The 13,505-nt window shown below is 72.3% G+C and carries 14 protein-coding genes; 5 read left to right on the top strand and 9 right to left on the bottom strand.

Going from position 1 to position 13,505, the window contains the following annotated elements:
• Positions 1-144 precede the first annotated feature (144 nt).
• Positions 145-1,311: an NAD(P)-dependent malic enzyme gene (locus ACXAHD_RS06695; RefSeq protein WP_281553501.1), complete on the bottom strand. Its 1,167-nt coding sequence runs from the start codon at positions 1,309-1,311 to the stop codon at positions 145-147.
• Between the two features lie 139 nt (positions 1,312-1,450).
• Entirely contained in the window at positions 1,451-1,795 is a 345-nt protein-coding gene (locus tag ACXAHD_RS06690) for a S24/S26 family peptidase (RefSeq protein ID WP_475049193.1), read from the bottom strand.
• A 94-nt stretch (positions 1,796-1,889) separates the two neighbouring features.
• Here ACXAHD_RS06690 and sodN point away from each other — a divergent pair, with 94 nt between their 5' ends.
• Both sodN and ACXAHD_RS06680 read left to right on the top strand, forming a co-directional pair.
• Complete coding sequence (sodN, locus tag ACXAHD_RS06685; protein ID WP_281553499.1) at positions 1,890-2,297, top strand: superoxide dismutase, Ni; 408 nt, start codon at positions 1,890-1,892, stop codon at positions 2,295-2,297.
• Between the two features lie 190 nt (positions 2,298-2,487).
• Positions 2,488-2,901, top strand: coding sequence for an ATP-binding protein (locus tag ACXAHD_RS06680; RefSeq protein ID WP_281553498.1), 414 nt, complete (start codon positions 2,488-2,490; stop codon positions 2,899-2,901).
• A gap of 37 nt (positions 2,902-2,938) precedes the next feature.
• Here ACXAHD_RS06680 and ACXAHD_RS06675 read toward each other — a convergent pair whose 3' ends face one another.
• Positions 2,939-3,328: a hypothetical protein gene (locus ACXAHD_RS06675; RefSeq protein WP_281553497.1), complete on the bottom strand. Its 390-nt coding sequence runs from the start codon at positions 3,326-3,328 to the stop codon at positions 2,939-2,941.
• Positions 3,329-3,370: 42 nt separating this feature from the next.
• Here ACXAHD_RS06675 and ACXAHD_RS06670 point away from each other — a divergent pair, with 42 nt between their 5' ends.
• On the top strand, positions 3,371-4,321 hold the full coding sequence (locus ACXAHD_RS06670) for a diacylglycerol/lipid kinase family protein (RefSeq protein WP_281553496.1): 951 nt from the start codon (positions 3,371-3,373) through the stop codon (positions 4,319-4,321).
• A gap of 424 nt (positions 4,322-4,745) precedes the next feature.
• Entirely contained in the window at positions 4,746-5,003 is a 258-nt protein-coding gene (locus ACXAHD_RS06665) for a WhiB family transcriptional regulator (RefSeq protein ID WP_123605230.1), read from the top strand.
• A 119-nt stretch (positions 5,004-5,122) separates the two neighbouring features.
• On the opposite strand, the gene ACXAHD_RS06660 is transcribed toward ACXAHD_RS06665, so the two are convergent.
• The 6 genes from ACXAHD_RS06660 to ACXAHD_RS06635 form a co-directional block, all read right to left on the bottom strand.
• Positions 5,123-5,881 carry a sirohydrochlorin chelatase gene (locus tag ACXAHD_RS06660; RefSeq protein ID WP_281553495.1) on the bottom strand — a complete coding sequence of 253 codons (759 nt, stop codon included), beginning with the start codon at positions 5,879-5,881 and terminating at the stop codon, positions 5,123-5,125.
• Positions 5,863-6,624 (bottom strand): phosphoadenylyl-sulfate reductase, encoded by a 762-nt coding sequence (locus ACXAHD_RS06655; protein ID WP_281553494.1) that lies wholly within the window; start codon positions 6,622-6,624, stop codon positions 5,863-5,865. The genes ACXAHD_RS06660 and ACXAHD_RS06655 overlap by 19 nt, the downstream gene beginning before the upstream one ends.
• Entirely contained in the window at positions 6,621-6,785 is a 165-nt protein-coding gene (locus ACXAHD_RS06650; RefSeq protein WP_281553493.1) for a hypothetical protein, read from the bottom strand. Before ACXAHD_RS06650 ends, ACXAHD_RS06655 begins: the two co-directional genes overlap by 4 nt.
• A gap of 19 nt (positions 6,786-6,804) precedes the next feature.
• Positions 6,805-8,496, bottom strand: a complete 1,692-nt coding sequence (locus ACXAHD_RS06645; protein ID WP_281553492.1) for a nitrite/sulfite reductase — start codon at positions 8,494-8,496, stop codon at positions 6,805-6,807.
• A gap of 326 nt (positions 8,497-8,822) precedes the next feature.
• Positions 8,823-10,340, bottom strand: a complete 1,518-nt coding sequence (locus ACXAHD_RS06640) for a sensor histidine kinase (protein ID WP_281553491.1) — start codon at positions 10,338-10,340, stop codon at positions 8,823-8,825.
• A 40-nt stretch (positions 10,341-10,380) separates the two neighbouring features.
• A complete protein-coding gene (locus ACXAHD_RS06635; RefSeq protein WP_281567485.1) occupies positions 10,381-11,451 on the bottom strand; it encodes an SIS domain-containing protein in 1,071 nt (356 codons plus the stop codon).
• A 315-nt stretch (positions 11,452-11,766) separates the two neighbouring features.
• Here ACXAHD_RS06635 and ACXAHD_RS06630 point away from each other — a divergent pair, with 315 nt between their 5' ends.
• Positions 11,767-13,503 (top strand): tetratricopeptide repeat protein, encoded by a 1,737-nt coding sequence (locus tag ACXAHD_RS06630; RefSeq protein WP_281555455.1) that lies wholly within the window; start codon positions 11,767-11,769, stop codon positions 13,501-13,503.
• The last annotated feature ends 2 nt before the right edge of the window (positions 13,504-13,505 follow it).

Genomic DNA, 13,505 nt, shown 5'->3' with positions numbered 1-13,505 from the left:
CCTTCTACTCCGATCCTGTACACACCACCACCCGGCTACTCGGCGTCTACCCATTCTGTCCTTCGTCCAATCCGCTTGGTCAACCCCGTCAACACCGGGCACGACCGTTCCGGTTTCGACGGCGGGCGACGCCGGTGCCCGGGGTCAGCGACGGGCGACGCCGTCGCGGCGGGCGGCGGCGGCGACCGCTGCGGCGACCGCCGGCGCGACCCGGGGGTCGAGTGCCGACGGCACGAACGCCTCCGGTTGCAGCAGGTCGGCGACGACGCCGGCGATCGCGTCGGCGGCGGCAACCTTCATCCCCTCGGTGACCCGGGTGGCACCGGCGTCCAGGGCTCCCCGGAACACGCCGGGGAACGCCAGCACGTTGTTGATCTGGTTGGGGAAGTCGCTGCGGCCGGTGGCCACCAGGGCGGCGTACCGGTGGGCGATCTCGGGGTGGACCTCCGGAGTCGGGTTGGCCAGCGCGAAGATGATCCCGCCGGGTGCCATGCCGGCGACCGCCGATTCGTCGATCTGCCCGCCGGAGAGGCCGATCAGCACGTCGGCGCCGACCAGCGCGTCGGCGATGCCACCGGCACACGCGGCGGTCATCGCGGCCAGCTCGGCCTTGACCCCGGTGAGGTCCGCCCGGTCGGAGTGGATGATGCCGCGCGAGTCGCAGACCACGGTCTTCGCGGGATCGACGCCGCCGGCGATCAGCATCCGGGTCACCGCGACGCCGGCCGCGCCGGCGCCGCTGACCACCACCCGCAGGTCGCCGAGCTTGCGGTCCAGCAGGGCGACCGCGTTGCGCAGGGCCGCCAGCACCACGATCGCGGTGCCGTGCTGATCGTCGTGGAAGACCGGGATCGGCAGCGCCTCGTCGAGGCGTCGCTCGATCTCGAAGCAGCGTGGCGCGCTGATGTCCTCCAGGTTGATCCCGCCGAACGACGGTGCCAGTGCGGTGACGGTCGCCACGATCGCGTCGATGTCCCGGGTGTCCAGGCAGATCGGCACCGCGTCGACGTCGCCGAACTGCTTGAACAGAACCGCCTTGCCCTCCATGACGGGCATCGCGGCGCGTGGGCCGATGTCGCCGAGACCGAGCACCGCGGTGCCGTCGGTGATCACCGCGACGGTGTGCGACACCCAGGTGTAGTCGTCGACCAGGGTCGGATCGGCCGCGATCGCCTCACACACCCGGGCCACCCCCGGTGTGTACGCGAGTGAGAGGTCGTCCCGGTCGGCCAGCGCGACGGTGGGCGTGATCGCCATCTTGCCGCCCCGATGCAGGTCGAAGACCGGGTCAGAGATTGCCACAGTAGACATGGTGACTCCAGAGCCGTTGAGCGTGATAGATCGCCGCCGGCTCGGCGCGAGGTCAGCGTTGACCGGCGAGGCGCTGCGGGGGTCACCCGGATTCCGTGTCGAGCATAGTGTCACACAGCGCGGTTTCCTGCGAAGTGGTTCACCGCAGTCGGTGACCCGGGCTTACCCGGCGCGGCCGTGGCCAGTAGCGGCACAGCACCCGGCCACGCACGTCGGCCACCCCGAAGGCGCGGGAGTCGTCGGTGACCAGATCGTTGTCCCCGCGCAGCCACCAGCCGCCGGACTCGGCCCGTACCACTCGTTTGACCACCAGCAGTCCGGGACGGGACCGGAAGGTGGCGACCACCACGTCCCCGGGGCGGACCGACCGCCCGCCCCGGCGGACCAGCAACGCGTCGCCGTGCCGCAAGGTGGGTGCCATAGACGGGCCGTGCACGAGCACGGCGAACAGCGGCGAAAGCACTTGCACCTCCCACCCGGTCAGCGAGGCCGATGCGCGATAGGGTCGGCAGGGAGGATCATCCTCCAGCTTACGCGTGCCGGCGATCGTGCCGCCGGCCAACACACGGAGGGTCCTGATGCGACTTCTACGCATGTTTACTCCGCGCACGGTGGTCAGCGCCCACTGCGACCTGCCCTGTGGCGTCTACGACCCGGCGCAGGCCCGGATCGAGGCCGAATCCATCAAGGCGATCGCGGAGAAGTACCAGGCGAACACCGACCCGGAGTTCCGCACCCGGGCGCTGATCATCAAGGAGCAACGCTCCGAGCTGGTCAAGCACCACCTGTGGGTGCTCTGGACCGACTACTTCAAGGCGCCGCACTTCGAGAAGTACCCGCAGCTGCACCAGCTGTTCAACGAGGCGACCAAGCTCGCCGGTGGCGGCGGCGGGACCAAGGCGTCGGTCGACCCGGCCAAGGCGGACGAGCTGCTGGTCAAGATCGACGAGATTGCGAAGATCTTCTGGGAGACCAAGCAGGCGTGATCCGTCGGTCCGGCCGGTGCGCGACGCGCACCGGCCGGCCGGGGCCGCCGGGCGCAGGTCGCCCTGCCACGGCCGTGGCAGGTGTCAGCTGCCGCACACCACCCGCCCGGCTCGGTCGGACAACGAATCACTCCGGATGACACCGCAGGGATAGACGTCAACCGGTAGAGTCCACGCGGGGGTATCCGGGATGAGTTCGCTGGTCACACAATCCGAGCCGACCGTCGACGATGACGTGGTGCTGCTCACCGTGCCTGCCGACGGCGGCTACCTGAGCGTGCTGCGTACCGCGACGGCCGGGCTGGCCGCACGCCTGCACTTCGCGCTGGACGAGATCGAGGATCTACGGATCGCGGTCGACGAGGCCTGCGCCATGCTGCTCGCCGTCGCCGCCCGCAACGCGGACCTGCAGTGCCGGTTCTCGGTGACCGACGACGCGCTGACCGTCGAGGTCGCCGTCGCGACGGTACGCGGTGCCCGACTGCCACCGGACTCCTCCTTCGCCTGGAAGGTGCTCCGGGCGCTGACCACGTCGGCGTCGGCGACCGCCAGCAGCGGCCAGGCCAGCATCAGGCTGCTCACCCGCCGGTTCGGCCAGCACTGACCGACCGGTGGGCCCACCCCGACCGGCAGCCGGTCGGTCACTCCAGCCCAAAGGCTCGGGTCGTCGGCGGGGCCACCAGCAGCACCGTCACCGACAGACCGAGGGCGATCAGCGGTACGCCGAGCCAGACCAGGCCGCCGACGATCATGTAGTAGCCGACCGGTAGCAGCATCAACTGCGCGACGATCGCCGGTGCCCGGGCCGCGCTACGGCGGCGGGCCACCGCACGGGCCAGCACCGCGAGCAGCGCCGCACCTCCGACGGCGAACCCGGTGACGATCAGCGCCGAGGCGAGATCGGTCGCGGTGCTGGTGAAATCCTGGTACGCGAGGTAGCCGGCGACCAGCCCGACGGCCACGGCTTCTCCGGCCAGCAACCGCACAGCCCACCGCAACGTCACCGGAGTGGGCTGTGCGTCGATGGTCACGGCGTCACGATACCCGCGCCGGCTCGCGATAAAGTGCCGCCCATGCGGGCCCTCTTGGTGGTCAATCCGAAGGCCACCACCACCAGCGAGCGCACCCGGGACGTGATCGTCCGGGCGTTGCGCAGCGAAGTCGACCTGTCGGTGGCGTCCACCCACCGGCGCGGGCATGCCGTCGCACTGGCCAGGGCGGCCGCTGAGGACGGCTTCGACGTGGTGGTCACGCTGGGCGGCGACGGCACCGTGAACGAGGCCGTCAACGGCCTGATGACGTCCACTCCGGCGATGGAGACGCTGCCGGGTGCGGCAGCGGACCGGCTGCCGGCGCTGGCGGTGGTGCCGCTCGGCTCGACGAACGTCTTCGCCCGCGCGGTGGGGCTGCCGCCGCAGTGGCCGGAGGCGACGAGCGTACTGCTGGAGGGTCTGCGGACCGGGCGGTTCCGTACCGTCGGGCTGGGCCGCGCCGACGGCCGGTACTTCACCTTCTGCGCCGGGCTGGGGTTGGACGCGGCGGTGATCCGGCAGGTCGAGCGGGCCCGACTGCGCGGGCGCCGGTCCACCGTCGGCCTCTACCTGCGGTCGATGGTCAGCGAGTTCTTCATCGGAATGGACCGGCGGCATCCGGCGATCCGGTTGGAGCGGGCCGGTGAGCCGGTGGCGACGGAACTCGCCACCGTCGTGGTGCAGAACACCGCGCCGTGGACCTTCATCGGTGAGCGGGCGATCAATCCGAATCCGGAGGCGTCCTTCGATCTCGGCCTGGACGTGATGGCGCTTCGCCAATTGCATGTGCCGAGCACCACCCGCACTTTGGCCCAGGTCGCCGCCAGCCGACCGGATCCGCGCGGCCGCCAACTCGTCCGACTGCACGATTTGTCCGAATTTACGCTATCCGCAACACAGCCGCAGGCCTTCCAACTCGACGGAGATTATCTCGGAGAGCGGCTCAAAGTCCGTTTCGCGGCGGTCCGAGAGGCCTTGCGAGTAGTCTTCTGACACTCTCCGTAACAGAGCTTCGACTGCGGAGCGTGACCAGAGGCACGGAAGACACGTGGCCGAAATGCCTGCACTGCGGCGCGGAACGTACTACATTGATTCTTGACTGTCGCACTCCGGGTGTCGGTGAGCGTCAGAAAACGGACAAATGGGTCGTGACGTTGCTCACCCGATTGGACTTTTTCTGAGCGCTGCTCTTGACATCGCAGGGGTTCGTGAAAGTATTCACAAGCGGACCGATTCACCCGGGACGTTGCCTGGATGCGCTCGCCACGCGGCAGCTAGGAGCAACGTTCCACAGGCTTACGCCTGCTCACGCGCTGCCGATCCGACGGATGCAATCCGTTGTGGCCGACTGCGCGGGCGCATAAAGAAAGACCGGAGCATTTACCGCCACCGATCCAGAATGAGGAGTGTTGCCGCCATGGACTGGCGTCACCATGCTGTCTGCCGCGACGAGGACCCGGAGCTGTTCTTCCCGATCGGGACGTCCGGCCCCGCGATCCTGCAGGTCGAGCAGGCCAAGGCTGTCTGCCGGCGCTGCTCCGTGACCGACCAGTGCCTGCAGTGGGCGCTGGAGTCCGGACAGGACGCTGGCGTCTGGGGCGGGATGAGCGAAGAGGAGCGGCGCGCCGTCAAGCGTCGCGGCGGACTGCGCGTCCTGCGCGCTCAAACTGCCTGACCCACCCGACCACCACCAAGCGACGTCCGTACGGCGCCCCGGAGCTGTCTCCGGGGCGCCGTCGTACCTGGCACCCCGGCGGCTCCGAGCCGGCAACCGCCACGGTACGCGGCACCCACTCAGACCGGCACCGGCGCGGCCGCCCAGTCGACCCGCCGCAGCACCAGCCGGGCCAGCTCCGGTGCGCCGGCCAGCGGTGCCGCCGCACAGACCGCGCCAGCCTGCCGGGCCGACGCCATCGCCGTGTCATAGAGCAGGCCGGGTGCCAGGAAGTACGCGGCCACCGCGACGCGCCGGGCACCCGCCGCACGCAGGGTCTCGACCGCCGCCCCCGCAGTCGGCGGTGCCGCCGAGGCGAAGCCTTCGACACACGGCACCCCGACCTCGGTGCCGAACGCCGTCGCGGCCACCGCCACCGTCTCCCGGGCTGGAGCCGACCGGGTGCCGGCGGCGGCCAGCACCACGGCGTCCCAGCCGGTGCCGGCCTCGGCGAGTCGCCGCCGCAGCCCGGCAGTCAACAGCGGGTCCACCGCGTCGGAACCGACCGACGGGCCGAGCACCCGGGTCGTCGTCACCGGCATCCGCAGCCCGTCGCGGTACGCAGCCCGCACCACCTCGGGAATGTCCACCCGGCCGTGGAACGCCTCGGTCAGCAGCAGCGGCACCACCGTCGCCCCCGGATAGCCGGCAGTCTGCAGGTCGGCCAGCACCGCCCCGGGACGCGGTCCGGCGTGGTCCAGGTACGCGGCCCGGACGTCGACCCCCGGCCGGGCCGCAGCGACCGCCCGGACCAGCGCCCGCGTTGCCGTCGCCGCCTGCAGGTCCCGGCTGCCGTGCGCCACCAGCACGATCGGCCCGGTCATCCGTGCAGGCCGCACTCGGTCTTCTCGAACATCGCCCAGCGGCCGGCCCGCGGGTCCTCGCCGGCGGTGGTACGCCGGGTGCACGGCCAGCAGCCGATCGAGGTGTACCCCTGCTTGAACAGCTCGTTGACCGGGATGTTCCACCGGGACACGTAGGCGTCCACATCCGCCTGGGTCCACGCCGCGATCGGATTCACCTTGACCCGGCCGCGTCGGGCGTCGAACCCGACCACCGGGGTGTTCGCCCTGGTAGGCGACTCGTCACGGCGCAGCCCGGCGGCCCAGGCGTCGTAGTCGCCGAGCGCCCGCTCCAGCGGCTCGACCTTGCGCAGCGCGCAGCACTCGTCCGGTGACCGGTTGAACAGCCGGGGACCGAACTCGCCGTCCTGCTGGCCGACGGTCATCCGGGGCCGGATCGACCGCAGGTTCACCGGCATGGTCGCGGCCACCTGGTCACGGACCCGCAGCGTCTCCGGAAAATGCAGCCCGGTGTCGAGGAACACCACGTCGACGCCGGGTGCCACCCGGGAGACCAGATGCGCCAGCACCCCGTCCGCCATCGAACTGGTCACGCAGAACCGGTCACCGAAGGTCCGCACCGCCCACCGGGCGATCTCCTCGGCCGGGGCATCCTCCAGCTCCCGGCCGGCGCGGTCGGCAAGGGCCTGCAGCTCGGCCGGGCTGCGTCGGGTCGGCTGCTGGTCGGCGGCCGGGCCGAGCCGGATCAGGTTCAGGTCGGCGGCGAGCACCGGGCTCATCGGGACACCCCCTTGCGGGCCAGCAGTCCGGTGAACTTGACGGTGAAGACCCGGGCGCAGTCGTGGCACTCCCAGGCGGTGTGCGCGTCGGCGTGCGGGCGGAGGTTCTCCTCCCCGCAGTACGGGCAGTAGAGCGGTGCCGCGCGTGTCTCGGTGCTCACCGCACCTCACCTCGCTCGTTCATCGCAACTCCTCCTCATCGGCCCGGACGACCCAGCTGGCGAACCGCTCGCCGTCGGTACGACCGGCCAGGTAGCGGCGGACCACGCGTTCGACGTACTCGGGCAGCTCGTCGGCGGTGGTCTTGAGACCCCGTACCTTGCGCCCGAAGCCGGCGGTCTGCCCCTGGGCCATGCCCAGGCCCCCGCCGAGATGGATCTGGTAACCCTCGACCTGCTGGCCGTCCGGCCCGACGACCAGCTGGCCCTTGAGCCCGATGTCGGCAACCTGGGTACGGGCGCAGGCGTTCGGGCAGCCGTTGATGTGGATCGAGATGTCGGCGTCCTCAGCGAGACCGGCCGAGGCCAGCCGCTGCTCCAGGTGAGCCACCAGCTCCTCGCCACGCCGCTTGGTCTCGACGATGGCCAGCTTGCAGAACTCGATCCCGGTGCAGGCCATCGTGCCGCGCCGCCAGGTGGACGGCCGGGCCTCCAGGCCGATCGTGCGCATCCCGGTGACCAGCGACTCGACCCGGTCCGGCGCGATGTCGAGCACCAGCAGTTTCTGGTACGGGGTGAGCCGTACCCGGTCCGAGCCGTGCTCGGCGGCCAGGTCGGCCAGGGCGGCGAGCTGGCCGCCGGAGACCCGCCCGACCACCGGGGCGACTCCGACGTAGCGGCGGCCGTCGGCCTGGGGGTGCACCCCGATGTGGTCCAGCGGCTTGGCCGGCAGCTCCGGAGCCGGCCCGTCCAGCAGGGTCCGGCCGAGGTACTCCTTTTCCAGTACCTCGCGGAACTTCTCGGTGCCCCAGTCGGCGACCAGGAACTTCAGCCGGGCGCGGTGCCGCAGCCGGCGGTAGCCGTAGTCGCGGAAGATGCCGACCACGCCGGCCCACACGTCGGGCACCTCGGCCAGCGGCACCCAGACGCCGAGCCGCTGGGCGATCATCGGGTTGGTGGACAGCCCACCGCCGACCCACAGGTCGAACCCAGGGCCGTGGTCGGGGTGGTCGACGCCGACGAACGAGATGTCGTTGACCTCGTACGGTGTGTCGGCCAGCCAGGAGATCGAGGACTTGAACTTGCGGGGCAGGTTGGAGAACTCCTTGCTGCCCACGTACCGGCGGACGATCTCGTCGATCGCCGGGGTGGGGTCGATCTTCTCGGCGGCGGCGACGCCGGCGACCGGGCTGCCGAGCACGATCCGGGGGCAGTCGCCGCACGCCTCGGTGGTCTCCAGCCCGACGTCCTCCAGGGCCTTCCAGATCGCCGGCATGTCCTCGACCCTGATCCAGTGCAGCTGGATGTTCTGCCGGTCGGTGACGTCGGCGGTGCCCCGGGCGTACCGCTGCGAAATGTCGGCGATGGTGCGCAACTGGGCCAGGTTCAGCTGGCCGCCGTCGATGCGCACCCGGAGCATGAAGTACTCGTCCTCCAGCTCGTGCGGCTCCAGCACGGCGGTGCGCCCGCCGTCGATGCCCGCCTTGCGCTGGGTGTACAGGCCCCACCAGCGGAACCGGCCGCGCAGGTCGGCCGGGTCGATCGAGGCGAAGCCCCGGTGGGCGTAGATGTTCTCGATCCGGGCCCGGACGTTGAGCGGATCGTCGTCCTTCTTGGTCCGCTCGTTGGGGTTGAGCGGCTCGCGGTGCCCGAGCGCCCACTGTCCCTCGCCACGCCGGCGGCCGGGTCGGGTCGGGGTGCTGCTGCGCGCCATCGCGGCGTCCTCCGTGTCTGCGGGTCGATCTCGGTGGGCGGCACGGGCACCTGCGCCGTCATCGACGACGGGGCCAGAAGGAAGGCCGGCGCGGAATGCCGCCCGGAACACAAAAAGGTCGGGCGTGCCTCAGTTAGCCGGACAGATGGCGCTGCGGACGCGACCGTAATCGACGTGGCGGCGGGCCACGAAGCGGCGCTCAACGGCAGCGGTCATGGCACGAATGTTGCCACATCCGTACCGGTCAGACCAGCGCACCGTAGCCGACGTCCCACATGACGGGCGGGCTGTGGGCCGGCTCACCTGCGGCCGGCGGGGTCAGGGAGTCACCTGCGGGCCAGCGGGACCACCAGCACCGCCTCGGTGCCGCCGCCCGCCCGGTTGCGCAGCTCGATGGTGCCGCGCAGCTCGCCGGTGGCCAGGGCCCGCACGATCTGCAGGCCGAGCCGGCCGCCCGCGGTCGCGTCGAACTCCGCCGGCAGTCCCTGGCCGTTGTCGACCACCGTCACGTGCAACTGCTTGCGGAACCGGTGCACCGTCACCACCACCTCGGCGGCCGGCTGCGACGCTCCGCCGCCCTCGCCGGCCGGCGGGAAGCCGTGCTCGACCGCGTTGAGCAGCAGCTCGTTGAGCACCATCACCAGCGAGGTGGCGATCTCCGCCGGCAGTACGCCGAACGTGCCCTCCCTGCGCATGACCACCTCGACCTCGGTGGCGGCCACTTCGGTGGCGGCGCTGGCCACCCGGTCCAGGATGCCGTCGAACTCGACCGCCTCGTCGCTGGACATGGCGAGGGTCTCGTGCACCAGGGCGATCGACGCGACCCGGCGTACCGACTCCTCCAGAGCCGCCCGCGCCGCCGGCTGCTCCACCCGACGTGCCTGCAGCCGCAGCAGCGCCGCCACCGTCTGCAGGTTGTTCTTCACCCGGTGGTGGATCTCCCGGATGGTGGCGTCCTTGGTGATCAGCGCTCGGTCCCGACGACGTACCTCGGTGATGTCGCGGACCAGCACCAACGCACCGATCGGCACACCGGCCGGCATCAACGGCAGCGCCCGGGTGAGCATGGTGGCGCCACGGGCCTCGATCTCCTTGCGGGCCGGCGCCTCGCCGCGCAGCGCGGCCAGGATCCGGTTGGCTGCGTCGGTGCCCTCCAGCGGGTCGTCGGCGAGCCGGTGGCACAGCGCGGCGAGGTCCTCACCCACCAGGTGTGCGGAGAAGCCGAGCCGGCGAAACGCCGACTGGGCGTTCGGGCTGGCGTACGTGGTCTTGCCGCTGGCGTCCAGCCGGATCAGCCCGTCACCGACCCGGGGCGCCGAGGTGGTCTCGCCCGGGTGCCGGGCTGGCGGGAAGGTGCCGTCGGCGACCATCTGGGCGAGGTCGTCGGCGGTGGTCAGGTAGTTCAGTTCGAGCTGGCTGGGGGTGCGGGCGGTGGACAGGTTGGTGTCCCGGCCGACCACCGCGATCACCCGCCCGGTCTCCCCGACGGTCGGGCGCATCCGGACCGGCATCGCCTCGTGCCGGGCCGGCGTGTTGCCGTACCAGACGGGGTCGCCCTCGCGCCAGATCCGACCCTGGTCGTACGCGATGGTCAGGTGCGCCACCTCCGGGCCGTCCACCGTCCGCCCGACCTGGTCGTCCTGGTACGCGGTCGGCGCCGTGGTGGGCCGGACCTGGGCCACGCACAGGAACGAGCTGTCGGCGTCGACCGGCACCCAGAGCAGCAGGTCGGCGAAGGACAGGTCGGAGAGCAGCTGCCACTCCCCGGCGAGCCGGTGCAGGTGGTCGATGTCGACCGGCCCGAGGGAGGTGTGCTCCTCGACGAGATCACGCAGCGTGGACACCCTCGTAGCCTGCCATGCGGCGGCGGGGCGGGCACAGCCGTCACCGGGTGGAGGTGACCTTGGCCAGCCCACGGGGCGCGTCCGGGTCCTCGCCCCGGGCCAGCGCGAGGGCCAGGGCCAGCTGCTGCGCGGGCAGGATGTCCAGCAGCGGCGCGTACCGCTCGTCGACGTCGGGCACCCCGATCACCGCGGCCGGACCGGTCACCGCAGCCGGACCGGTCGGGCCGGTCCCGATGGCGCCGGCCCCGGCCCCGATGGCGAGTACGTCGGCCCGCCGCTCACCGAGCCGGCGCAGCACGTCGCGCATGGCGGTGCCGCCGGGCCCGGAGCCGACCACGGCGAGCACCGGCACGTCGGGGTCGGTCATCGCCAGCGGGCCGTGCAGCAGGTCGGCTCCGGAGAAGGCGAGCGCCGGCAGGTACGACGTCTCCATCAGTTTCAGGGCGGTCTCCCGCGCGGTCGGGTAGCCGTACCCGCGCCCGGTGGTGACCAGCCGGGCGGCGAACCGGTAGCGCGGGGCCAGCTCGGCGGCAGTGGGATCGGCCAGCACCCGGTCGGCGAGCGCGGGCAGGGCGTCGAGGGCAGCCCGCTGGTCGGGCGGCAGCACCCCGTCGCCGGCCCGAATCCCCTCGACCAGCATCAGCAGGGCGAGCAGCTCGGCGGTGTACGTCTTGGTGGCGGCGACCGCCCGCTCGTGGCCGGCGGCGATGTCGACAGTGAGCTCGGCGGCGGCGGCCAGCGGCGATTCGGGGGTGTTGGTCACCGCCACGGTCAGCGCGCCCTGCTCCCGGGCCACCGCCAGCACCTCGGCGAGGTCCGGTGAGCCGCCGCTCTGGCTGACCCCGACGACGAGCGCGTCCCGCAGGTCGGGGCGGGCGCCGAAGAGGGTCACGGCGCTCGGTGAGGCCAGCCCGGCGGGCAGCCCGAGCCTGATTTCGCTCAGGTACGCGGCGTACAGCGCGGCGTGGTCGGAGGTGCCCCGGGCGGTGAACACCACGTGGCGTGGGCGGCGGCCGGCGATCGCCGCCGCCACCTCGGCGATCGGCTCGGCGTACGCCGGCTGCAGCAGCCGGGCGTAGCCGGCCGGCTGTTCGGCGATGTCAGCGGCCATCCCGGCGCCGGGGCGGGCGGCACCTGCCCCGTCAGCTGCCCGGTCAGCCGTCCCGGTCTGGTCCGCCACCGGCTTCCGCTGCGTCACGACGCCTCCCTGTCTGCGCGATTCAGCTCGAGCGGTGATCATTCTTGCACTTTTCGGCTGGCTTACGCAATGAAGCGAGCAGCAATGCGCAGGGGTACGACGTTTGGCGCTTCGTGCCCTAGGCTGCCGGAGCCAGGGGGGACGATCGGCTACGAGGATCGGAAGAACGTGTCCGAGGGATTGCACGACCCGCGGCTGGCCGCCGAGGGCGAGCTGGCACTGGCCCGGATGGCACTCGACGAGGGTGACTACCGGCACGCCGCCGACCACGTCGCCGGTGCGATCACACACGCGCCGACCCTGCCCGAGGTGCACGAGATGCTCACCCGGCTGGCCACGCGCACCGGCGGCGGGCTCGACCTGTTCCCGCTGGACGAGCAGGTCTTCATCGGCGCCGTGGTGGCCCGGGCGCATCTGCTGGCCGCCGCCGGCCGGGCCGGCGAAGGGCTCGAACTGCTGGCCGCCGCGACCGGGCACGCGCCGACCGTGGACTGGGCCGGGGTGCCCTGGGTGGGTGCCGAGGACCTGCCGGCCCGGCTCGACCCGGACCAGATCGCCATCGTGCTGATGCAGATCTGCGCCAGCGTGCCCGACCCGGTCCCCACCGCCGACCGGCCGCCACTACTGCCGTATCTGCGGCTCGCCGGGCACGCCACCGCCGCACACCCGGACCACGGCCTGCTGCTCGGCGCCAGTTCGGCGCTGGCCCGCCGGCTCGGGGAGATCACCACCGCGCTGGACTGGGCGACCCAAGGGGTCCGCGCCGAGCCGTCCAAGCTGGCCGAGGTGTGGCTCGGGTACGCGTACCGCAGCGCCGGGCGCACCGGCGCGGCGATCGCCGCCCTCCGCCGGGCGAGCGCCCACGACCCGGACGACCTGTCCATCTACGCCGACATCGCCGGCACCCTCGCCGACGTGGGGCGCCTCGACGAGGCAATCGACTGGATCGAGCGGGCGCTGGCCCGCAACCCCACCTTCGACTGCGCGGTGCACACCGCGTACCGGCTGCGCTACCGGCGGGACGGTGACCTGCGCCACCTGATCGCCCTGGCGGACTTCCAGCGGGACCACCCGGACGACTCGCACGAACACCACGACCTGGCCGAGTGCTGTCACGACCGGCCCTGGCTGGCCCGGCTGCCGGCGGCCGGTGGTCCGGTGGTCGCCACTCTCGAACGGGCGCTCACCCGTGGCCTGGTGCCGAGCCGGCTGTCGCTGCGCCAGCCGGAGCCGCCCAGCGCGATGCGGCTGCTCGGCACGGCCCTGCCCGGACTACCGGTCACCGTGGAGCGGACTCCGACACCGGATCCCCGTCAGCCACGCCGCACTTCGGTACGGCAGCTCTGGCGCTACGCCGGCTGGCAGGCCGACCCGGCGCTGGACCACCCGTCGCCGCAGGCGTGCGAGCGGATCCGGCAGATCGCCCAGCCTGTCTGGCACCACCCGCCGGCGGCGTACGACAGCGCGGTGATCCTGGCCACCCTCGACGCGGACGACCTGCTCGGCCTGCTGGTGCACCCACCGCCGCCAGCGGATCCCGCCGGCACCGACCCGGCCGGCTGGCTGCGGTGCGTGCAGGTGTGGGCCTGCCTGGGCATGCTGCACCACCGCACCGACGAACCCTGGCCCGACTCGACCCGGCGCCGGGTGCTCGTCGACGTGGCCTGGGGTGTCGAGGACTGGGCCGCCGAGGCCGCGCTGTTCGCCCTGGTCACCGCCGCCTGGGTGGATCCGGCGGTACGCCCGGACGTGGCCCGGGTGGTGGCGGAGCGGCTCGCCGACGCGGTGGAGGTCGCCGGGCACCGAACCGTGCCGATCCTTTGGTCGTTGGCCCACCTGGCCCTGGCGACCCCGGAGCTGGACCCGGACACCGCCAGCACGGCACGCCGGATCGCCGGCCGGTCAGCGCGGGTCCCGCGCCAGCGCCGGCCCGGTCTGATCCGTCGGCTGCTGGGCCGAGCCTGATC

This window comes from Micromonospora sp. ABR4_055 (assembly GCF_056160425.1).
The sequence above is the reverse complement of the archived record's forward strand: the minus strand, read 5'-3'. Positions and strand labels throughout refer to the sequence as shown.